General features: G+C 39.5%; 17 protein-coding genes. 8 read left to right on the top strand and 9 right to left on the bottom strand.

Annotated elements, in window-relative coordinates; genetic code table 11:
• Positions 1-103 precede the first annotated feature (103 nt).
• The gene (mrdA, locus tag CFPU101_RS07575; protein WP_206814721.1) at positions 104-2,014 is read left to right on the top strand and encodes a penicillin-binding protein 2; all 1,911 of its coding nucleotides are present in this window, start codon (positions 104-106) and stop codon (positions 2,012-2,014) included.
• A gap of 1 nt (position 2,015) precedes the next feature.
• Here mrdA and CFPU101_RS07570 read toward each other — a convergent pair whose 3' ends face one another.
• On the bottom strand, positions 2,016-2,702 hold the full coding sequence (locus CFPU101_RS07570; protein ID WP_206814720.1) for a C40 family peptidase: 687 nt from the start codon (positions 2,700-2,702) through the stop codon (positions 2,016-2,018).
• Positions 2,703-2,738: 36 nt separating this feature from the next.
• Here CFPU101_RS07570 and CFPU101_RS07565 point away from each other — a divergent pair, with 36 nt between their 5' ends.
• The gene (locus CFPU101_RS07565) at positions 2,739-3,680 is read left to right on the top strand and encodes a serine hydrolase (RefSeq protein WP_206814719.1); all 942 of its coding nucleotides are present in this window, start codon (positions 2,739-2,741) and stop codon (positions 3,678-3,680) included.
• A gap of 86 nt (positions 3,681-3,766) precedes the next feature.
• Here CFPU101_RS07565 and CFPU101_RS07560 read toward each other — a convergent pair whose 3' ends face one another.
• The gene (locus tag CFPU101_RS07560; protein WP_374191938.1) at positions 3,767-5,338 is read right to left on the bottom strand and encodes an iron uptake porin; all 1,572 of its coding nucleotides are present in this window, start codon (positions 5,336-5,338) and stop codon (positions 3,767-3,769) included.
• Between the two features lie 811 nt (positions 5,339-6,149).
• Here CFPU101_RS07560 and CFPU101_RS07555 point away from each other — a divergent pair.
• Positions 6,150-6,437, top strand: coding sequence for a DUF1540 domain-containing protein (locus tag CFPU101_RS07555; protein WP_206814816.1), 288 nt, complete (start codon positions 6,150-6,152; stop codon positions 6,435-6,437).
• Positions 6,438-6,621: 184 nt separating this feature from the next.
• Positions 6,622-8,025, top strand: a complete 1,404-nt coding sequence (leuC, locus tag CFPU101_RS07550; RefSeq protein WP_206814717.1) for a 3-isopropylmalate dehydratase large subunit — start codon at positions 6,622-6,624, stop codon at positions 8,023-8,025.
• Positions 8,026-8,068: 43 nt separating this feature from the next.
• Here the strand turns inward: leuC and CFPU101_RS07545 are convergent, their stop codons facing one another.
• The 6 genes from CFPU101_RS07545 to CFPU101_RS07520 all read right to left on the bottom strand — a co-directional run bounded on the left by CFPU101_RS07545 (position 8,069) and on the right by CFPU101_RS07520 (position 12,684).
• Positions 8,069-8,491, bottom strand: a complete 423-nt coding sequence (locus tag CFPU101_RS07545) for a hypothetical protein (protein WP_206814716.1) — start codon at positions 8,489-8,491, stop codon at positions 8,069-8,071.
• Positions 8,492-8,734: 243 nt separating this feature from the next.
• Positions 8,735-8,959 (bottom strand): hypothetical protein, encoded by a 225-nt coding sequence (locus CFPU101_RS07540; RefSeq protein WP_206814820.1) that lies wholly within the window; start codon positions 8,957-8,959, stop codon positions 8,735-8,737.
• An 87-nt stretch (positions 8,960-9,046) separates the two neighbouring features.
• Positions 9,047-9,850, bottom strand: coding sequence for a hypothetical protein (locus tag CFPU101_RS07535; protein ID WP_206814715.1), 804 nt, complete (start codon positions 9,848-9,850; stop codon positions 9,047-9,049).
• A gap of 60 nt (positions 9,851-9,910) precedes the next feature.
• A complete protein-coding gene (locus tag CFPU101_RS07530; protein ID WP_206814714.1) occupies positions 9,911-11,299 on the bottom strand; it encodes a phospholipase D-like domain-containing protein in 1,389 nt (462 codons plus the stop codon).
• Between the two features lie 78 nt (positions 11,300-11,377).
• Positions 11,378-12,403 carry an aldo/keto reductase gene (locus CFPU101_RS07525; RefSeq protein WP_206814713.1) on the bottom strand — a complete coding sequence of 342 codons (1,026 nt, stop codon included), beginning with the start codon at positions 12,401-12,403 and terminating at the stop codon, positions 11,378-11,380.
• 95 nt (positions 12,404-12,498) lie between these two features.
• Positions 12,499-12,684 (bottom strand): hypothetical protein, encoded by a 186-nt coding sequence (locus tag CFPU101_RS07520; RefSeq protein WP_206814712.1) that lies wholly within the window; start codon positions 12,682-12,684, stop codon positions 12,499-12,501.
• Positions 12,685-12,995: 311 nt separating this feature from the next.
• Between CFPU101_RS07520 and CFPU101_RS07515 the strand changes: the two genes are divergently transcribed.
• From CFPU101_RS07515 to CFPU101_RS07505, 3 genes are all read left to right on the top strand, one after another.
• A complete protein-coding gene (locus CFPU101_RS07515) occupies positions 12,996-14,177 on the top strand; it encodes a cysteine desulfurase family protein (protein ID WP_206814711.1) in 1,182 nt (393 codons plus the stop codon).
• A 494-nt stretch (positions 14,178-14,671) separates the two neighbouring features.
• Entirely contained in the window at positions 14,672-16,681 is a 2,010-nt protein-coding gene (locus tag CFPU101_RS07510; RefSeq protein WP_206814710.1) for an Rne/Rng family ribonuclease, read from the top strand.
• Between the two features lie 174 nt (positions 16,682-16,855).
• Entirely contained in the window at positions 16,856-17,614 is a 759-nt protein-coding gene (locus tag CFPU101_RS07505) for a DUF2993 domain-containing protein (protein ID WP_206814709.1), read from the top strand.
• 67 nt (positions 17,615-17,681) lie between these two features.
• Here the strand turns inward: CFPU101_RS07505 and CFPU101_RS07500 are convergent, their stop codons facing one another.
• Positions 17,682-18,125, bottom strand: coding sequence for a response regulator (locus CFPU101_RS07500; RefSeq protein WP_206814708.1), 444 nt, complete (start codon positions 18,123-18,125; stop codon positions 17,682-17,684).
• Positions 18,126-18,232: 107 nt separating this feature from the next.
• Here CFPU101_RS07500 and CFPU101_RS07495 point away from each other — a divergent pair, with 107 nt between their 5' ends.
• Positions 18,233-20,869 (top strand): DNA topoisomerase (ATP-hydrolyzing) subunit A, encoded by a 2,637-nt coding sequence (locus CFPU101_RS07495; protein WP_206814707.1) that lies wholly within the window; start codon positions 18,233-18,235, stop codon positions 20,867-20,869.
• Positions 20,870-20,872 lie beyond the last annotated feature (3 nt).

The following is a 20,872-nucleotide window of genomic DNA, read 5'->3' as shown; positions in this document are numbered from 1 at the left end:
AATCAACTGAATTAAATAGTGTCAATTTCCTTTAATCATACCTATACTACTAAAAGAGGCAAAGCTCTTTCATACTGACCTTTTCTCATCCTGTGCGAAATTCATGCGATACACTGGAATCCTACCAAAAAGTAAAAGCAAAAACAGATACCCCAAAATTCAGGTACGTCCCATCGTATCGGGAGAAAAACAAAAACAGAATGAGCGTACCATCGGACAAAATCGCCAGTCTGTCTTAATCATGTCATTGGTCAGTTTAGTCTTATTGGGTGGCGTGGGCAGTCGTCTAGCCTATCTTCAACTCTATGAAGGAAATTTGAATCGAGAAAGAGCAGAAAATAATCGTGTTCGTATTTTACCCAAACAACCTGTCAGAGGCAATCTTTTTGACCGCAATGGAAAAGTTTTAGCAACCGCCCGTTTGACTCATGCGCTATATTTATGGCCAAGAGTTCAACATCAAGCAGACTGGCCCGAAAACCTGAAACGTCTTTCTGATATTTTAGGGGTTCCTGCGGCTGAAATTCAAAAACGCATCGAACAAACCGACGATAATGGTTCTACCCTCGTTCGCATTGCCCGAAGTTTAACACCCGCACAAATTACCGCTTTAGAAGAATATCGAGATCAAATTAACGGAATTGAAGTCGATATCGAAACCTTGCGACACTATCCTAACGGTAAAAATGGGGCCCACGTTTTAGGATATACGGGAGAACTCAACGCCGAAGAATTAAAAGAACGTAAACCATTCGGCTATCGTTTAGGGGATGTCGCGGGAAAAATGGGTGTAGAAGATGCCTATGAAAAACAACTAAGAGGAGAATGGGGTGGTATTCAGCTAGAAGTGAACGGACAAGGGAAAGTCATGAAAATTCTGGGGCAAAAAGTCGCTAAACCAGGAAATGATGTTACTTTATCCCTCGATTTAGAATTGCAAAAAACGGCTGAAGAATCGCTAGGAAAACGTAAAGGGGCGGTGGTTGCTATGAACCCCAATACGGGAGAAGTGTTAGCGATGGTGAGTTATCCGAGTTTTGACCCCAATGTCTTTTCTACACCGATTACTCCTAAAATTTGGCGCGAATTACAAGGAGAAGGCAACCCTTTTATTAACCGTTCTTTACAAGCTTTTCCCCCTGCTTCTACGTTTAAAGTGGTCACAGATACAGCAGGTTTAGAGTCGGGTAAATTTCCACCAAAAACAATGTTACATACTGCGGCTTATTTGAATGTCGGTGGGACTAGATTTGGTGAATGGAATCATGCTGGTTTTGGCACGGTTGGTTATGTTAGAGCTTTAGCCATGAGTAGTAATACTTTTCATGGTCAAATCGGTCGAGGTGTCGGGGGCCCTGCTTTAATTAAATGGGCGCGTAAATACGGTTTTGGCAGTCGAACAGGAATTGAACTAGCCGAAGAAACCCCCGGATTAATTGTTGATGCGGAGTGGAAGCGCAAGAATTTTAACTGGGATTGGACAGACGGCGACACGGTGAATATGTCTATCGGGCAAGGTTTTACGCTTGCTACACCGCTACAAGTGGCAAGAATGTTTTCTGCCATAGCCAATGGTGGTTATTTAGTCAAACCCCATTTAATTAAAGATAGCGGTGATGTTCAAAAATGGCGAACTCCACTCAATCTTAAACCAGAAACTTTGAAAACGATACGAGCAGGTTTGCGGGCGGTTGTTGCAGAAGGGACTGCTAGACGGCTGGATGTTCCTTATTTACCCCACATTGGCGGAAAAAGTGGTACCGCAGAAGCCCCCCCAGGTAAGTCTCATACTTGGTTTGGTGGGTACGCACCGTTTGATAAACCCGAAATCGTTGTCTTAGCGTTTGTAGAACACTCTGGCGGTGGTGGAGGTTCTACTGCTGGGCCAATTGTTCTAGATGTGCTAGAAACCTATTTTAAAGCGGGGCCAAGATACGAGAAGAAAGAAGACCCGAAAAAGCCAACAACGGGAACCCAAACAACTGTACAGCAGCCAGTCAATCGCAATCGATAATCTAGGCAAAACTCGTCATCACTCGCCCAAAACTGCGTAATTTACGATAATAAGCTTGACTAACGGTGTCACTTGTGATATCAGAAAGTGTATCGATTCCGATTCCATTGCGTCCCATTTCTGTTCCTGAACTGTGGATATAGCGGTCATCTCCTAAATAGAGAGCAACATGATTGACTCGTTCTAAGCCAAAAAAAATTAAATCACCTACTTTAAGTTCATTTCTCGATATTCTTTGGGTGAATGCTTCTTGTTGATAAGAGTCTCTCGGTAACCAAATACTAGAGTTAGCAAAAGCGGTTTGCATTAGTCCCGAACAATCATAGTTTGGCCCAAGCGTTCCTCCCCAAAGATAATAATTAGGTGTCTGTAACGCGGTTTTAGTAAAGGCAATGACATCCGCAAGACGAGTTTCAATTTCAGGACGAGAAAGAGCGATCGCTTGATACACTGTAGTAGCGGGCTCTAATGCGTCAATGTCTTCTGAGGATAACCAAGCGAGATAGCCATCTTCACATAACTGTACTTTTACTGCGTTTAGAGCCGTTTCGCTTAAAATCTTAAGATGTCGTCCTTTGGATGCTTGCGTGGCTAACTCTTTACATTCAGAAGAATTATATAAATCTAAATCACGTAGACAACAATACTCACCGTTAGCCGATGGAGGGATTTGGTTCAGTAAGACCATATAATTTTGAGGTAAGCCATTCTTTTTCAATTTATCATGCCCTTTTTTCGCTCAGACGATCAACTCACCCAAATCGGAACCCGTATTCTAGAGGCAACTTGGCAAGAATTCCCTACATTAAATCCGCAACAAATTGCTTTAACTTGGGTTGTGTATGATGCTCCTGTCATTGTTAATACAGGTGGTGCCATTTCATCTGAGGAATTTTGGAAATATGGAGTTAGAGGGTTTAGTCACCGAGGGGATGAGCGAATTTATCCCGCTAGTTTGGTCAAATTATTTTATCTGGTTGCGATTCAAGAATGGTTAGAAAGTGCGATGGTTCCCGAAACCCCCGAATTATTGCGGGCGATGCGGGATATGATTGTCGATTCTAGTAATGATGCCACCAGTTTAATTGTCGATGTTTTAAGCGGAACCACTAGCGGGCCAGAATTACCCCCTGGCCCTTTCGAGACGTGGTCATATCAGCGCGATATTGTCAACCGTTATTACAAATCTTTAGGTTGGTCAGAATTAGAGGCAATTAATGTCAATCAAAAAACGTGGGGAGACGGGCCATACGGACGCGAAAGGATGTTTTTAGGGGAATTATTAGAGCAACGCAATATGTTAACCTCAAATGCCGTAGCTCGCTTAATTCATACCATTGTCGGGGGGATTGCCGTTTCTTCAGTACGATCGCAACAAATGATGTCATTCTTAAAGCGTAGTTTAGCACCAGATGTTTTAGCCAGTAACACAAATGATGAAAATCAAGTCACTGGCTTTTTAGGCGATGGATTACCCGAAAACGCGCAACTTTGGTCAAAAGCAGGATGGACGAGCCAAGTACGTCATGATGCGGCTTATATTGAAATTCCTGAACAGTCTCCCTATCTTTTAGTGGTTTTGACTGAAGGAAAAGCCAATAGTCAAAATAAAGCCATCTTGCCCTTTATTTCGCGTTCTTTGGTCGAACAAATCGGAAAAATTTAGTTCGATCAGATTGAAAAAAGAAAGCAACATATGATCAAAAATCAGGGGATGGCTTTTAAATCAAACCTCTAAATTGAGCAAGTCTCCTAAAAAGTAAAAGTTGTTCTCAAGACTCCTACTCCAGTGGTTGAATTTTCAGAATCACCTTCTGGGTTAAAAATCACAAAGCCACCAGGTGTAACACTAATATTATCAGTCACCTTGAAATTGTAGTAAGCCTCGATTTGATAAGGAGTAGCGAGAGAATCAATATTAGCCGTTCGACGTGTTGCCCCGTTACCTGCTGTCGTGCGATATTGCGGTTGTCCGAATAATAAACCTGCTGTATTGCCTTTTTTCAGAGCATCGGGAAAATATAGGCCCGCCATCCAACTAGAGAGTTGGGTATATGCTGATCCTCCAGAACCTGCTTGATCAACAAAAAAGTAAGATCCGTAAGTCGTGAAGTGGGCAAAAGAACTAAAACGCCAAGTTAATGTAGCACCAACCGCATGAATGTTAACGGGAGTCGTCAGGGGCAAACCGCCCAATACTCCAGTAGAAGATCCCGCTAAATTTGTAGCCAGAATATTAATCTGGTGATAGCTAAAAGAGTAATTCAAACCAATATCTAGGGTGCTAGTCGGTTTTAAGGTTAACTGTGTCGCAGCTACATAACTCCCATTGAATAAACCTGCACCTAAAGGCGTTCCAGGAAAACCTTCATTGTCAGGTAATGCAGCATTGACAGAAGCATAGAGGGCGCGAAAGTCAACTTTGGGATCGGGGGTGAAAATAAAACCCGCCGCCGTTGCTAGACCTGTTTGAGAAGTTCCCCCAGAGACTCTGAGTACTGGGTTAACCGAAGCAAAACGAGAAACAGCCCCTTGTCCTTCACTGGCAAAAGGTACGATCGTGGGAAAAGCATCGGTTGTTTCTGCCAAGGGAGCGATAAATACCTTGAGGTTATTAACGACTGGAAAGAGATAGAGCAATTTATACAGACAAACACTATTATTACCACATCCTTGAGATAAGGTCTGAGGATTAAACCCAGGAAATTGCGGCTCATAACTGAGTTTTGTCATCGGATCGCTCAGGATTGAACTATCGTTAGGAAATAGCACCTCACCAATACTAGAACCACCGCCAGTACGAGAGTTGAAATTATAAGCTTGTAAACCTGTAATTAGTGCATCTTGTCCAGTGAAGCTAGTTGTAAAATTGAGCCGCACTCGATTATTAAAAACAATCTGGGCATCGTCTGTATCGGGTTCGCCGCCCGTTGCTCCTGCTATTGAAAAGATAACTTCTCCACTGAGTTTAGTCGTCGTGGAAAATTGGTGATCTTCTAAAAAAGCAACACGATTTTCTAAATTATCGACTCGCGTCCCTAAAACGGCAAGTTCTGTTTCAAATTCTTGGGCTAAACGTTTCAGTTTGTCGATATCTTCTCGTAAAATAGATACGCCTTCTTGGATCAATCGTTCCATTGTATTAAGACACGCATTTAACCCTGCTGCGAATTCCCAACGGCTTAAAGCTCGTGTACCTCGGTAGGTGCGATCGGGATAACCAACAATACAGCCATAACGCTCAACCAGATTTCTTAACGATTCATAGGCCCAGTCATTGGGCGATACGTCTCGCAGTTCTGAAACTGAGGTAATTTGAGCCATCGATTGTTTAGATTGAGGAATGACTTCCGAGGCGATCGCATCCTCAGTTACCCAACCTAACGTAGCTGCCAAAAAGGATAAGACAATTCTTTCGCTGATAGAAACGAGTTGCAATTTATTCACGATTTCTCCTTACACCACACTTTAATTAAAAGTTGATTATATTTGTTGATTTTCTCTTCTATAACCATCTATTTAAAGAATTGATTTAAACCTGAGCTATCAACATGATTCAACTAATCTGTATTCATATTATAGGGAGGTTTGTTATTATATTTGACAATAAATACATGATAAAAATCAATAATTTTAATTTTTAAATATCTATAACAACTGTTTTTTTAGAGTATGCAGAAAAATGACCATTTAGATTGAGTAACGATTGTGTATATTAATTTTTAATAATCACTATTCTCATGGCTTATATTTTTGCAAAACTGATGCTAGAGAAAATAGATATTCTTAATCTGATTGTGCTGAAAAACTGATTCTTCTTTTGCCATCTTTGACTAAAATTTTCTCGAAGAATAGCTAAAATAAATGACTTAAATTGATTTAAGAAATATTTATTATAGATTTGACTTATAAAATGTTGTCTTAAAGATTTTTGTCTCTATTGTTAAAAAATCTAGACGCTAGAATCGGGGGTTGAGCTTTGTCATTGGGCAACCAAGTTAGTTTTGCCAATGACTCATAGAAAGCATCACTTTTGACACCATTGTTACGAATAACGTCTAATTCCCTGTGATAAAATTCCTGAAATTCAACGGCGAACAGTTAAAAAAGACCGCTAGTCAGAGAGGGGAGTTATATGGATTTAGGGTTTGTTTGTCAATGTGACGCGATTAATTGCACTTACAATTTAGAACAGCAATGTGATGCAGGCGCAATCAAAGTTACTTTTGAAAATAAGTTAGCCGAGTGCTACACTTATACACAAGAGCCAGAAAAAGTCAAGCAAGTCGAGATAGAAGTCGGTGAAGTTTCCCAGTGCGATGTGATTGACTGCACCTACAATCATGGGCAAAAGTGCATGGCCGAAACAATCAACGTTACTTATCTTGATAATGTGGCAAGGTGTGTCACTTATAGCCTTTAAATAATTTATCGTAAGAAATCCCATGATGAAAGCGATCGCAAGAATTACGACACCAACAAAATAATCAGAAATCATCATTGGACTAGAGTGCCGATTGTCAATTGAAGCGTATCACCCGTGTAAAATGTAAGTAAGAAGACAGCCCTAGTCAACTACCTAGGGTGTATTAAATGCTGAGATTGATATGTCAAGAGGAACACTATTTGATAAGGTTTGGGATTTACACACGGTTAGTATCTTACCTTCAGGACAAACCCAACTTTTTATAGGATTACATTTAGTTCATGAAGTCACCAGTCCTCAAGCATTCGCAATGCTGAGAGAAAGAGGATTAAAAGTATTATTTCCAGAACGGACGGTTGCAACGGTTGATCATATTGTACCGACTGAGAATCAAGCGCGTCCCTTTGTTGATGATCTTGCAGAACAAATGATGGAAGCAATAGAAACCAATGCTACAAGTAATGGGATTCGTTTCTATAATATCGGTTCTGGTAATCAAGGTATTGTACACGTGATTGCGCCCGAACAAGGGTTAACCCAACCGGGTATGACGATTGCTTGTGGAGACTCTCATACCTCGACACATGGCGCGTTTGGTGCGATCGCATTTGGCATCGGAACCTCTCAAGTTCGGGATGTTTTAGCCTCACAAACCCTTGCTTTAGCTAAATTAAAAGTTCGTCGCGTTGAAGTTAATGGAACGCTTTCACCTGGGGTTTATGCCAAAGATGTGATTTTACATATTATCCGTAAACTCGGTGTTAAAGGTGGTGTCGGTTATGCTTATGAGTTCGCAGGTACTACTTTTGAACAAATGTCGATGGAAGAACGGATGACAGTTTGTAATATGTCCATCGAAGGGGGAGCCAGATGTGGTTATATTAATCCTGACGATATAACGTTTGAATATCTTAAAGGTCGTGATTTTGCGCCAAAAGATGCCGAATGGGATCAAGCAGTTAACTGGTGGAGAAGTATTTGCAGTGATACTGATGCGGTCTATGATGATGTGGTGATTTTTGATGCTTTGGAAATTGAACCGACCATAACCTGGGGAATTACACCAGGACAAGGTATCGGTGTGAATGAGATGATCCCTGTACCCGAAAGTTTAGCCGATGGTGAGCAAGCGATCGCCAAAGAAGCCTATCAATACATGAAACTGACTCCAGGTGAACCCATTAAAGGAACCAAAGTCGATGTTTGTTTTATTGGTAGTTGTACTAATGGACGTATTAGTGATCTCAGAGAAGCAGCTAGACTAGCCAAGGGACATCAAGTAGCCTCTGGAGTGAAAGCATTTGTGGTTCCTGGTTCAGAACGAGTTAAACAACAAGCAGAAGCAGAAGGACTCGATCAGATCTTTGTCAATGCGGGTTTTGAATGGCGTGAGGCAGGCTGTTCAATGTGTTTAGCAATGAATCCAGATAAACTACAAGGCGATCAACTCAGTGCATCTTCTTCTAATCGTAACTTTAAAGGTCGTCAGGGTTCCTCGACAGGACGGACTTTATTGATGAGTCCAGCGATGGTGGTTGCTGCGGCTATTTCTGGAAAAGTTGCCGATGTTCGAGAGATTGTCTAAAGATAAGGGCTTGTGTGACCAAGCCCTAAAACTTTATACTCATTTATCTGAAATGTAGTTGAATTGTACTACGATCGGGTTGACCTACTAGATTTGAGCGAATTTGCTCGATCGTTAAATCACCGATTAATGTGGGTTCAGGTTCTAATGTTAAACTGCTTTCGGGTTGAGTTTCTTGTCTTGATGGATAAAAAACAATTATTTTCCGACCGCCATAGGGATTATCAGATATATTAGACATTATTTCCTGATTTCCTCCGCCCACAGTCCCAAAATCACCGACTTGAGTTTTAGACTCAATTCCCTGTAAGTCTTGTAACTGTCCAGTAGGAATTACTAAGGGTTTGGGTTCAGTAATAATCGTAGTATCATCAGCTTTGGCTGGAACAGCTACAGCAACTAAACCAAAAGCAAGTAAACACAAAAGAGACAAATTAAATTTACAGCGTGGGGAAGTAGTAAACATATGGATTTACCTTTAAAGTAGGGTTAGGATCACTCCTCCGTTGCCTTACTGATTCAACAACGTGACTAAGCAACTGGTCATCACGATTGTTTGATACACTCTACTTTTAATGTATTACTGATTTTAGTTTTTAGATGTTTTTTTTTGTATTTTTTTATAAAGTTTGTCTAGTTAGATTTACTGAAATTTAGTTTTTTAAAATGGTATCTTAAGTAACAATACTGAATCGGTTGAAAAATTAGATTATTTTGTTTTATCAAGTAAATTGAAATTTTTAAATAAAAAAAGAGAGAAGTTAATTTCTCTCTCCTTGCTTTTTCCTTTGATCTGACTGGGTTCTACACCTTGTTTTAGTTTTTGTTGTAGCATTTTCATCTGCTTTCTAATTTGTCGCTGTCTGGCTGATCCGCCTTTGCCCTTGTCGTTTCGTCCTTGTTTGCGGGGTGATTCCCAACTTTTGAGACGCATATGTATTTTTTCCTTTTTGCTTTGTAGTATTATACTACCACTGTTAAAGCGAAAAAGTAAAGTCTTTTCAGATACGGTTATCCTCCTTCATTTAGCAATACGGAAGGTAGCGAAAAGAGGACGATGATCACTGCTAAGGGGAGTATCAGGGCAGTAGTTTGGACGATCGTATATCTTAGAACTAGCTAGCCATTTTTGGGCTTCTCTTGAGACAAAAACGAAATCTAGAATTGTGTTATGACGTCCGCAAGTGGTGGGAAACTTAGATTTAGGTTGTATCCATTTAAAGACATCATCTTGAGTCATTAAATCGTAACCTGGGTCATGCACGGTACTTTTGACGTTCCAATCGAAATTATAATCCCCTACTGCAATAATCGGTAATGTTTGTTGACTTGCCCAACGGTTTAAAAGATGTGCTTGTTCTTTTCGTTCTATTTTATGAGTACGATAAAGATGATTGACCATAAATAAAAATTTTTGTCCAGTCTTTTTAAGGCGAAACTGAACAACTAAGGGGGCGCGTACTTTTCCCCCAATATTAATATTTTTAAGTTCAAAATGCTGAATTTCTTCTAATTCTGTATCTTTATATAAAACTAACAAGCGGTCTGCGAATCCAGTTGTACCTAAAATGGGAGTAAAATGACTGACCTCGCCTTCTTCTGTGCCTTGTTCTAGGGGTAAGATCCAGTTTTCTCCTTGAACCTCACTAAATCCCCAAATATCTACTCCTTTTATTGGCCCGATATAATTTTTAGCTAGAAAATAAGGGTTAGCGTCTCCAGATTCAACATTGTAACCTGCTACGGTTAATTCTACTGCCTTCGCTTGAAAATTACAGCTAATCAGAATTATTAAACAGCAAAAGAATATATTTAAAAGTTTCATTCTTTAAATTATTATTTTTCAATGTTTATTATACAATCTATGCTGAATTCAGATAAACAATTAGTTTTTACACTTTTTATTATCTTGCTTAATCTTATCTTGTATAAATTTTGGGACACCCAAAGACGCATTTTTATACAATCTTTCAAATTCTCGTTTAAAATGAGCAGCAATAATCGGATTTTGAATAATTAATAAAGTTTCATCATTTTGATAATTAGCCGAAGCTGACCAATTATGTGAACCTGTAATGACAGTTTGGTTATCAATTACAGCAAATTTATGATGAAGTTTATCGCCGAGGGGTAATTGAGGAATACCTACTGTAGTAATTGGATTTTTCCAAGGATTATTATTCTTTTCATATTGACATTTATTCCGAATCGCTACACCTAACATATCTAAAGCTTCACTATAATTTATAAAAGCAAAATTTGAATCAATTAAAGCTCTAATTGTTACATTTTGTTGATGACGTTTTTTTAAAGCATTGGCTAAATTTTGTTCAGAAAAAACAAATAAAGCTAAATCAACTGATTGGGTTGCCGTATCTAAAGTCTTTTCAATAAGTCCGTTACTGGTTAAATGCCAATCTATTTTTGATGAGTTGGGAGAAAATTTTATAGTTAGATTAGTTTGACCTAATTGTGCTTGTGAAGGAGGGCGATAAGATTTATCTACACCAAATTGATGATTCTGCCACATTAAATTGAATTCTTGTGTAAAAACTTTAGCAATTTCAGAACTAATAATTTTAATTAAATGATTAGCATTTCCTCTACTTTGAGCATTATTAAAATCACCAATCGTATCACTTAAAGTAAAATTAGCTGAAGTAACAATCACCATTTGTTGATCGATAAGAATAAACTTGTGGTGCATTAGTCCGCTACCTTTAGAAGAATCTGCAGTATCATTAATTATTGGTATATTGGCATTTTTGAGTATTACTAAAGCATCGTTTTGATTAATTTCTTGTGAACTTAGCTTTTTGTCTTTATTTTGATCGATTAAAGCGAAATAATCTTGATAACTATTTCGATCTCTACCATCTAATTGGTTAATTTCATTTACAGTTAATTGACTGAGTGGTCGACTATATTGATTTTCTAAAATTACTCTAACTTTAACACCTTTTTTTTGAAGTGCCGCTAATTCTTGGGCCAAATTAGGTAAACGAAATTCTTGAACCGCAATATCAACAGAAGTTTTTGCAGTTTGAATCGTATCAATGATAATTTGTTCTAAATTATCACCAGAACGAGTGATTTTCCGATAAGGATCAGTGTAATTAATTCCTTCAGCGTTGTTTTGATTAAAATAGACTTGAATGGATGAATCTTGAGGTAAGGTTTGAGGACGTGAATTAGCAGTAGGATGATCACAAGCAGTTAAGAGAAAAAGACTACTGAAGATAGTAGAAATAGAAAATAAAAAACGAGTGATCATCTTTTGCTAAGGGAATTGAAAATCAATAATTATACAATAGGTGATCACCTTATATTTAGCATCGCTAAAAATACGGGTTTATCCTTCAAAGATAGCTTTATGTTTCGCATCGACTAGATTTTGATTAAACCAATGTGGATATAAAGGTTGTGGTTTAGTCATCTCATCTAAGGCGGCAATATCTGTATCAGTTAACTGAATTTCAACTGCTTTTAGATTATCTTCGAGTTGAGGTATTTTACTTGCACCAACAATAATACTAGCAACAACCGATTTACTCAATAACCATGCTAAAGCAATTTGAGCAACCGATGCGTTATAATTTGGGGCAATTTCTCGAATTTTATCAACAACAGTAAAAGCGAATTCTTTATCAAAGGGTAATAAATCAAATCCAGAAAAACGATTATCTGGATCTTGTAAAGACTCACGAGTATATTTACCACTCAAAAAACCACTCGCTAAAGGACTCCAAACCGTCATACTAATTCCCGAATAGTCCATAAAAGGAATGATATCTTGTTCGACATCTCTCCCTAATAATGAATAATTCATTTGTCCGCTACAAAATTGTGCGAAATGATTCGCTTTTTGAATTTGTAATGCGCTTGCTGCTTTCCACGCAGACCAATTAGAAAAACCAATATATCTCACTTTACCAGAACGGACTAAATCATTTAATACTTCTAGGGTTTCTTCTAAGGGAGTATAGGGATCTTCTTTGTGAAGAATATAGAGATCAATATAATCAGTATTCAGTCGTTGTAAACTGCGGTGACAAGAATCTAAAATATGTCTTTTTGATAGTCCAGCTTGAGTAATAGGTTCACCCGTTCTAAAACCTACTTTCGTCGCTATAATAACATCTTGTCGGCGATGTTCTAAAAGTTTTCCTAACATCACTTCCGACTGACCATTTGCATAACCATCGGCTGTATCAAAAAAATTAATTCCTGACTCGATACATTTGTCAATCATTAATTGTGCGTTTTCTTGATCAACCTTATAAATAGTCGGTAAAGAAGGATGATTCCCAAAAGTCATCGCCCCAAAGGAAAGTTTAGAAACAATTAAACCTGTGTGTCCGAGTCGAGTGTATTTCATGACATGATCTAAGTTAGAATTTTGTAGAATTCTATCGTGACTCGTTCACTCGCTCATCAATCTATAGTCTATAATTCGTAAAAAATTAGATATAGCTACCGTTTTTGACGCATTCTTTGAGTAAGTGCTTTTATAATTTGTTTTCTGGCTTCTGGATCGATAATATCTAAATTAAAATGTTGTCTCACCGTCAACTCAACCTCTGCATTGTTGGGTAAATAACATTGACTTTGAGGGACAAAAGCTCCATTCTGATAGATTGCTCTTAATTTCTGAGTCATAACACGCCTTCAACAGTTAGAATAGGAGGGAGAGGGAACAAAGAATTGCTCTCAAATGCTTGATCAGTAGACACCTAATAAGATGGTTAGGCTGAAAACAACTTGTAAAGTATGTCTTGATTGATATTTACAAAAAGCAAGGCGTTCTATATTTCATCTGATTAGACACTACCATAAGTGAATGAGAGCAATCAGCTAGGGAGAGAAGAAACTCATAGATACTGAGTTCATAGTATCTAGTGTTCTCGATTTAGGTTAAGTTAGCAATAATGGTTATCACTGATGAGTTGTGATCTTGTTCACAAGAATTTATGTTAGTTCGGCCCATCTACCTTGACTGTCATGCTACAACGCCAATGGATCAAAGGGTGCTAGATGCCATGTTGCCTTACTTTACACAGTATTTTGGCAACGCTTCGAGTATCACTCATCAGTATGGTTGGGAAGCAGAAGCAGCTACGAAGAAGGCTAGAGAAATTTTAGCAGAGGCGATTCACTCGTCACCAGAAGAGATTATCTTTACCAGTGGCGCGACAGAAGCAAATAATCTAGCCATTAAAGGTGTTGCAGAAGCTTACTTTAGTAAAGGTAGACACATCATTACGGTTCAAACTGAACATCGCGCTGTGTTAGATCCGTGTCAGTATTTGGAAAGTCTGGGATTTGAAATTAGCTATTTACCTGTACAAGCCGATGGATTGATTGATCTCAATCTACTTGAAAAGACCATTCGACCCGATACCATTTTAGTCTCGGTGATGGCGGCTAATAACGAAATTGGGGTGATTCAACCCTTAGCGGAAATTGGAGCCATCTGTCGCCGTCATGAAGTTTTATTTCATAGCGACGCAGCACAAGCGATCGGGAAAATTCCCCTTGATGTAGAACAGATGAACTTAGATCTAGTGTCTTTAACCGCGCATAAAATTTACGGGCCTAAAGGAATTGGGGCCTTGTATGTGCGTCGTCGTCACCCTAGAGTCCGTCTAGCGGCTCAAATTCAAGGGGGAGGACAAGAAAGGGGATTACGTTCGGGAACATTGGTGACCCCTAACATTGTCGGTTTTGCTAAAGCGGTTGAAATTGGCATAGAGCAAATGCTAGAAGAAACCCAACACCTTCTTTTACTTCAAACAACCTTATGGAATAAATTAAGTCAACTAGAAGGAGTACACTTAAATGGTCATCCAAATCAGCGTTTACCAGGTAATCTAAATGTGAGTATCGAAGGTGTGAACGGTTCAGCTTTACTGCTAGGTCTACAGTCTGTAGTGGCTGTATCCTCAGGTTCTGCTTGCTCAACCACATCAACGGCTCCGTCTCATGTGTTAACCGCGTTAGGGCATTCTGAAGCATTAGCCTATGCTTCTCTTAGATTTGGCATCGGTCGGTTTAATACTCTTGATGAAATTGAACAGGTTGCTGAAAGTGCGATCGCAACGATTCAATCACTTCGTCAAGCTAACGTGTCAGCGTCTTTGGGAATAACTTAAGTTCTCTCTTGTCATCTGTAGCTCTTTCAGGTTATATTTTAGTTAAAATCTTTTGGACAATGGTACCGCCCTTAGGTTGCGGTAATAGAGGCAAGGTTAGCCAAGGCGTTCACGTTCATCAAATCTAGACAAGATTCTTCCCAATCTTTGCAAGATCAGTCATAGGACAATTGAATGCAGACCGAAATTTTGTTTATTGATTTATTGACTTTTTTTAGATTTAAGCAATCATTTCAAAGCTTACATTCGGTCAATTTTGTTGGGAGAAGCCTGAACCAAGTCAGCTAAGGATTATGATTTTCTGGCTCAGAAAGCCAAATCCTAGTTTCAAATTGATTAAGAAAGACTGTTTTGTTAACAAGCAGTTTTGTTGACCTGAACTACCTCTCATCTCAAGAACAATCACTAAAACTCTGTGATTTACATTTTTTTAATTGATGAAACAGCCGACATAGGCTGTCACTATTTGCTATAAAAAGAATCGAGGAAATTAAATGCCAAAACAAATAATTATTGCCGAACAGCATCATCTGGCCGCAGTTTTCTGGGAAGATCAAATTCAAGAATTAGTTGTAGCTACAGGCAATCAACAAGTCGGTGACTCTTATCTCGGTTTAGTTGAAAACGTCATCCCTGGAATTGATGCTGCTTTCGTCAACATTGGGGATGCAGAACGAAATGGCTTCATTCACGTCACTGATTTAGGCCCCTTACGCTTGAAAAAAACGTCGGGTGCAATTACAGAACTTTTAGCCCCACAACAAAAAGTTCTAGTACAGGTCATGAAGGAACCTACAGGCAACAAAGGCCCACGTTTGACTGGAAACATTACTTTACCTGGACGATATTTAGTACTGATGCCCTATGGTCGTGGGGTTAACTTATCGCGACGCATTAAAAGCGATGATGAACGCAGTCGATTAAGAGCTTTAGCCATTCTCATTAAACCCGCAGGAATGGGGTTACTGGTGCGGACAGAAGCAGAAGGTAAAGCAGAAGAAGCCATTATGGAAGACTTAGAAAGTCTCCTCAAACAATGGGAAACCATTCAACAGCAAGCCGTCAGTAGCCGTCCCCCTGCACTGCTAAACCGAGATGACGACTTTATTCAGCGCGTCCTCAGAGATATGTACACCGCCGAGGTCAATCGAATTGTTGTTGATACGCCAGCCGCCGTTAAGCGCGTTAAACAACAACTGATTAACTGGGGGGGAGGCCGTGCGCCCGAAGGGGTTTATATTGACCATCATCGAGAATCACAATCAATTCTTGATTATTTTCGAGTTAATGCAGCCATTCGGGAAGCCCTCAAACCGAGAGTTGATTTACCGTCGGGTGGTTATGTTATTATCGAACCGACTGAAGCATTAACGGTCATCGATGTCAACTCTGGTTCTTTTACGCGTTCTGCCACCGCTAGAGAAACCGTTCTTTGGACAAATAGCGAAGCCGCTACCGAAATAGCTCGTCAGCTACGATTGAGGAATATTGGTGGGGTGATTGTAGTCGATTTTATTGATATGGACTCTCGCCGAGATCAACTGAAATTACTCGAACACTTTAACCGCGAACTCAAAGCTGATAAAGCTAGACCCCAAATTGCTCAACTGTCTGAACTTGGACTGGTTGAACTGACTCGCAAACGTCAAGGAAAAAATATCTATGAACTTTTTGGTCAAACTTGCGCTCATTGCGGTGGTTTAGGACATTTAGCTCATCTACCGGGTGAAAACGACCTAATTGCTCTTGAGATTGCTGCCGCTACGCCAACTGTTGTTTCATCTCCTAAAATAATTGACCGACCTGTATCAGAACCTGAACCTGCGTATTTCGATAATTTCTCAGAATTTGAAGGTGAAGAGAGCAGCCCACAATTAGAACTATTGTACCATCCGACCTATCAAGATCAAGGGATGAATAATAATAATCGTCGTCGTCGTCGCCGTCGTGCGGATTTATTATTCAAAGACGAAATCGGAAAACCTTATGTTAATTCGACACCAAATGAAGTTGGTGTAGAGTATGAACCGCCGAGAATTGAAGAGAGAGAGAGAAACGATAGAGAGCGCAATGAGCGTGGAGACAGAGATAGGAATCGTACCATTAGACAATCACGCCGTGAAGAAGTACCAGTCGAAAGAGTATCAGTCGAAATGACACCCTTAGAACAAGATGTTTATTCGCGGATGGGAATTTCGCCACTGGTTTTAGTCAATCGAGAATTTAAAGATCCTAAATCAGTTGTTGTGTCTGTTAAACTTCCGGGTGAGTCGGACGTTACTGAGACACCAACGGTTGAGGTGTCTCCACCAAGTCCGATTGTAACAAAGCCAGTAATCGAAACTAGAGAGGCTAGTTTTGTTGAACCACCTATTGAACCTCCCGTTGAAACTGAGCCACCATTAGAATTATTGAACGAAGAACCTGAAGACAGTATCGAATCAGAAGATTCTAGTCCAGTAATTCGTCGTCGTCGTCGTCGTTCTTCGGCTAAAGAAGCTTAGAATTTTTAAGAAGTCTGAAACCCCTTCAAAACATGAGGGGGTTTTGTTGTTTTTTTAAAAGGTTAGGAGAAGGTTATAACTGTAATAATTTTTTTTAGATCTACACTTTGGTGGTTCTTAACGCTTTTTCTTCTACACAATGTTAAGATCTGTTAAGAAGTTTGCCATTAGGACATGACATCATTTGTGTTTGGTAGTCTACCCTTTTCTAATCAAGGCGGCGCTCAAATCGTCAGCAAAGCTGTTAGCGCGGCGATTGCGGCTCTTTTTAAACGAACTGGTAAACTGGTTGCTACTGTTCGGGCCGAACCAGTTGCGAAACTCCTCTCTGGGAGTATTGACGGATTCGATTTTATTGGTAACGGAATGCTCATGTATAACGGATTGCGAATCGAAGCAATGGAATTATATGTGCAGGCTGTTGCGATCGATTTTAGTGCCATTTTCACTGGACAGGTTAAACTCAAACAACCCACTCAAGCGAGTCTAAGGGTGATTTTAACTGAAGAAGATTTAACAACCTCTTTTAATACGCCGTTTGTCGTCGAAAAACTACAGCGTTTACAATACCAAGGACAATCGCTACATTTTCAAGATACGCAAATGATTTTAAATGATGACAAATCATTATGTTTGAAGTCCTCGATCCGAGTTGGAGACGCATCAGAACCCATAGACATTGATGTAACGGCATTTTTGGAGGTAGAAGAACGCACCAAAATTCAATTTACAAATGTAACTTATCAAGGAAGCCCTGAAGCACAAGACTTAGGAAAAGCTATCATTGATCACGTTAATGATTTGATGGATCTCGATAAATTTGCTCTAGATGGCACTCAACTCAGGATAGATCGAGCCAGAATCAAGGATCAACAGATTGTGTTTTATGGAATTGCCCACATTAATCAATTCCCCCAGAAAAAAACTCAATAAATCCGAGCATTTGTACTACAATAAGATTAACTTTGGCATCATGATCTGCTGTGAACGGGTTAGTCAGTTAATATTCATGGCTCCCGGTTCGCGAATCAGAAAAATTTTGATTGGGATGGGCGGCTACCGTTGCTAAAACTTGATTGACAAAAGCTTGATGATCAACAATCGGTTTAGAAATGTAGCCATCTGCACCACTTTGTTTGAGAAAATTTTCTCGATCGCCTTCCATTGCGTGAGCAGTGACTAAAATAATAGGTAACGAAGCTGTATCGGGATTAGCTTTTAACAGTTGTGTGATCTTAATCCCATCAACCGATTTACCTTGGTAGGTACTATGAGCTAAAGAAACATCCATCAGGATCAAATCAGCTTCACCAGACTGAGCGATCCGAATTACTTCTGCTACATCTTCAGTTCCTTTCACCTCTAGTCCGCCACGTTTCGTCAAAATTTTGGCAAAAACTCGATAATTAAGCGGATCATCTTCTACAATCAAAACGGTTGTCATAGGAATTGTACTAAAGAAGTATTGTTAATAAAGGAGGATAGCACGACAATCCTCTGTGATAAATACTACTGAATTTAAAACACAAGTCAATCAGGAAAACAAGACTCATGGCAAAGCAACTCAATATTTTGACAAGGGGTCAAATTATCCCCACAGCTTTACATCAAGAGATGGAACGCTCTTATTTAGAGTATGCCATGAGTGTGATTGTGGGACGCGCTTTACCCGATGTCAGAGATGGACTTAAACCCGTTCATCGTCGGATTTTGTACGCCATGTATGAATTAGGACTTACAAGCGATCGCCCTTTTAGGAAATGCGCCCGCGTGGTGGGAGATGTTTTGGGTAAATATCATCCTCACGGCGATCAATCGGTTTATGAAGCCCTTGTCCGTATGGTACAGGATTTCACGACCCGTTATCCACTCTTGTCGGGTCATGGCAATTTTGGTTCAGTCGATAATGATCCTGCTGCCGCCATGCGCTACACTGAAACTCGTCTAGCTGCGGTCGCCGATCAAGCCATGTTACAGGGCATTAGTGAGGCAATTGTCGATTTTACGAATAATTTTGATAATTCTCAACAAGAACCCGTCGTTTTGCCCGCACAGTTGCCTTTTTTAATCCTCAATGGCTGTACTGGAATTGCTGTCGGGATGGCGACAAATGTTCCCCCTCATAACGCTGGTGAAATTATCGATGGTTTAATTGCACTAATTGATAATTCTAGCCTAACGGATGAAGCGTTATGGAAGTTAATTCCAGGGCCAGATTTTCCGACTGGAGGAGAAATTTTAGATACAGAAGGCATTCGAGAAGCGTATCGTACTGGAAAAGGTTTAATTCCGCTTCGAGGGGTAACCAAAATTGAAACACTTTATATCGAAGCAAAACGTCGTAAGGAAAGAACCGCGATTATTATCACTGAGTTACCCTATCAAGTCAATAAATCAGCTTGGATCGAAAAGGTAGCCGAGTTAGTTAATTTGGGAAAAATAGACGGAATTGCTGATATTCGAGATGAAAGCGATCGCCAAGGGATGCGGGTTGTTGTTGAACTCAAGCGCGAGATTGAGCCTAAAACAATTTTGAATGCACTCTATCAACAAACGGCACTACAAATCAATTTTGGCGCGATTTTTCTGGCTTTAGTTAATAACCAACCGCGTCAATTATCCTTACGTCAGTTACTCGAAGAATTTTTAGCATTTCGTGAAGAAACTTTAAGACGACAATACAGCCACGAACTTAATGAAGTTCAACAACGAGTACATTTACTCGAAGGGTTACTGCTTGCTTTAGAAAATCTCAAAACTGTCATCGAAATTTTAACTAATGCAGCCGATGGAACCACTGCTAAACAACGATTTCAAGCAGAATTAGGCATTAGTGAAGCGCAATCCGATTCAATTTTAGCCATGCCCCTACGTCGTTTAACGGGGTTAGAACGTCAAAAACTGCAAACGGAATATGAGGAGTTACAAAAACGAATTCAGGAACTACAAACCTTACTTGGCGATCGTCATGAATTACTTAAAACCTTAAAAAAAGATTTTCGCACTCTTAAACGAAAATTTTCTGATGAACGTCGTACTCGTATTTTACCTCCAACGAAAGAAACCACTACATCTTCTAAAAAATCAGTCGTAGAAGTTGAAAAAGACAATAAATCCCAAATAAGCTCCGAAAAATCAGAGATAAAAGCTAATAAATCTAAATTAATTCCCGAAACAAAAAATAAATCTAGAATAAGCCCAGAAAAATCGGAGATAAAAGATAATAAAGTAAGCCTTAAAGAAACCTCACCAAAACTAGAAGCATCTCTTCTGACACTGTTTACCCCTCAAACACCACCAGAAGAAGCTCTAATCTGTTTGACGCATCAAGGCGAAATCTACTGGAAAACCCCGTATAACGATCAACAACACTCAGAACAACCCTTAATTTATACACAATCACTTCAAAAACGCGAAAAATTAATCGTGATTACGGATAGTGGCAAAGCTTATCCAGTCGCGATTAATGAAATTCCACCTAAGAATAGTCAGCCGATTTCGGTTTTAACCCTACTCTCAAGAACCGCACAACAGGACTCAGAACGGGCTGTAAGCGTCTTTTTGATGCCTGATGGTCAAAAAAGTCATGATTTGTTGTTATTAACGGAATCTGGGCGAATTAAACGAATTGATGCCGCCGAATTAGAACAAATTGGCAATCGAGGTTTAGCGTTAACCAAATTAAAGGAGCAGGATCGTTTAAATTACGTCTGTTGGACAAAAGAAGGAGAAGAAGTAGCGATCGCTACTACAGGAGGGCGTGTCTTACGTTTTGCTGTTACCGATGAACAGATCCCAATCATGGGACGCAATGCACAGGGAAATATGGCGTTACGTTTGCGTTTTGGTGAAACGATTGTGGGTTGTGTCACCCTACAAGCTCAAGATAATTTACTACTTGTTTCTCAGTTAGGATATGGAAAACGACTTCCTATAAATACATTACGCTTAATCAAACTGGGTGAACTGGGTACAACTGCTTTACAATTTTCTAGTAAAAGCGATAACTTAGCAGGCATGGTCAAAGCAAAATCGAAACAACCAGTGATCATCTTGACGAATCAAAAGAGACATTTAATGATAGATTCTGATTCTGTCGTAAAAGGCAGTAAAGATGGTGTAGGCGATCGCATTGTGCAATTACAAACCAAAGAATCAATTGTCGCTGTCATGAGTTCTCAGATGTAGGAA

Origin of the sequence: Chroococcus sp. FPU101 (assembly GCF_017312365.1) — a bacterium.
Lineage (GTDB): Bacteria > Cyanobacteriota > Cyanobacteriia > Cyanobacteriales > Microcystaceae > Chroococcus.
Note: the sequence above shows the minus strand (reverse complement) of the source record. Positions and strands in the feature narration are given on the sequence as shown.

Bases quoted from the DNA above. Each gene is read 5' to 3' on its own strand.
- mrdA (WP_206814721.1), top strand. From the start codon at position 104: ATGCGATACACTGGAATCCTACCAAAAAGTAAAAGCAAAAACAGATAC.
- CFPU101_RS07570 (WP_206814720.1), bottom strand. From the start codon at position 2,702: ATGGTCTTACTGAACCAAATCCCTCCATCGGCTAACGGTGAGTATTGT.
- CFPU101_RS07565 (WP_206814719.1), top strand. From the start codon at position 2,739: ATGCCCTTTTTTCGCTCAGACGATCAACTCACCCAAATCGGAACCCGT.
- CFPU101_RS07560 (WP_374191938.1), bottom strand. From the start codon at position 5,338: ATGGCTCAAATTACCTCAGTTTCAGAACTGCGAGACGTATCGCCCAAT.
- CFPU101_RS07555 (WP_206814816.1), top strand. From the start codon at position 6,150: ATGGATTTAGGGTTTGTTTGTCAATGTGACGCGATTAATTGCACTTAC.
- leuC (WP_206814717.1), top strand. From the start codon at position 6,622: ATGTCAAGAGGAACACTATTTGATAAGGTTTGGGATTTACACACGGTT.
- CFPU101_RS07545 (WP_206814716.1), bottom strand. From the start codon at position 8,491: ATGTTTACTACTTCCCCACGCTGTAAATTTAATTTGTCTCTTTTGTGT.
- CFPU101_RS07540 (WP_206814820.1), bottom strand. From the start codon at position 8,959: ATGCGTCTCAAAAGTTGGGAATCACCCCGCAAACAAGGACGAAACGAC.
- CFPU101_RS07535 (WP_206814715.1), bottom strand. From the start codon at position 9,850: ATGAAACTTTTAAATATATTCTTTTGCTGTTTAATAATTCTGATTAGC.
- CFPU101_RS07530 (WP_206814714.1), bottom strand. From the start codon at position 11,299: ATGATCACTCGTTTTTTATTTTCTATTTCTACTATCTTCAGTAGTCTT.
- CFPU101_RS07525 (WP_206814713.1), bottom strand. From the start codon at position 12,403: ATGAAATACACTCGACTCGGACACACAGGTTTAATTGTTTCTAAACTT.
- CFPU101_RS07520 (WP_206814712.1), bottom strand. From the start codon at position 12,684: ATGACTCAGAAATTAAGAGCAATCTATCAGAATGGAGCTTTTGTCCCT.
- CFPU101_RS07515 (WP_206814711.1), top strand. From the start codon at position 12,996: ATGTTAGTTCGGCCCATCTACCTTGACTGTCATGCTACAACGCCAATG.
- CFPU101_RS07510 (WP_206814710.1), top strand. From the start codon at position 14,672: ATGCCAAAACAAATAATTATTGCCGAACAGCATCATCTGGCCGCAGTT.
- CFPU101_RS07505 (WP_206814709.1), top strand. From the start codon at position 16,856: ATGACATCATTTGTGTTTGGTAGTCTACCCTTTTCTAATCAAGGCGGC.
- CFPU101_RS07500 (WP_206814708.1), bottom strand. From the start codon at position 18,125: ATGACAACCGTTTTGATTGTAGAAGATGATCCGCTTAATTATCGAGTT.
- CFPU101_RS07495 (WP_206814707.1), top strand. From the start codon at position 18,233: ATGGCAAAGCAACTCAATATTTTGACAAGGGGTCAAATTATCCCCACA.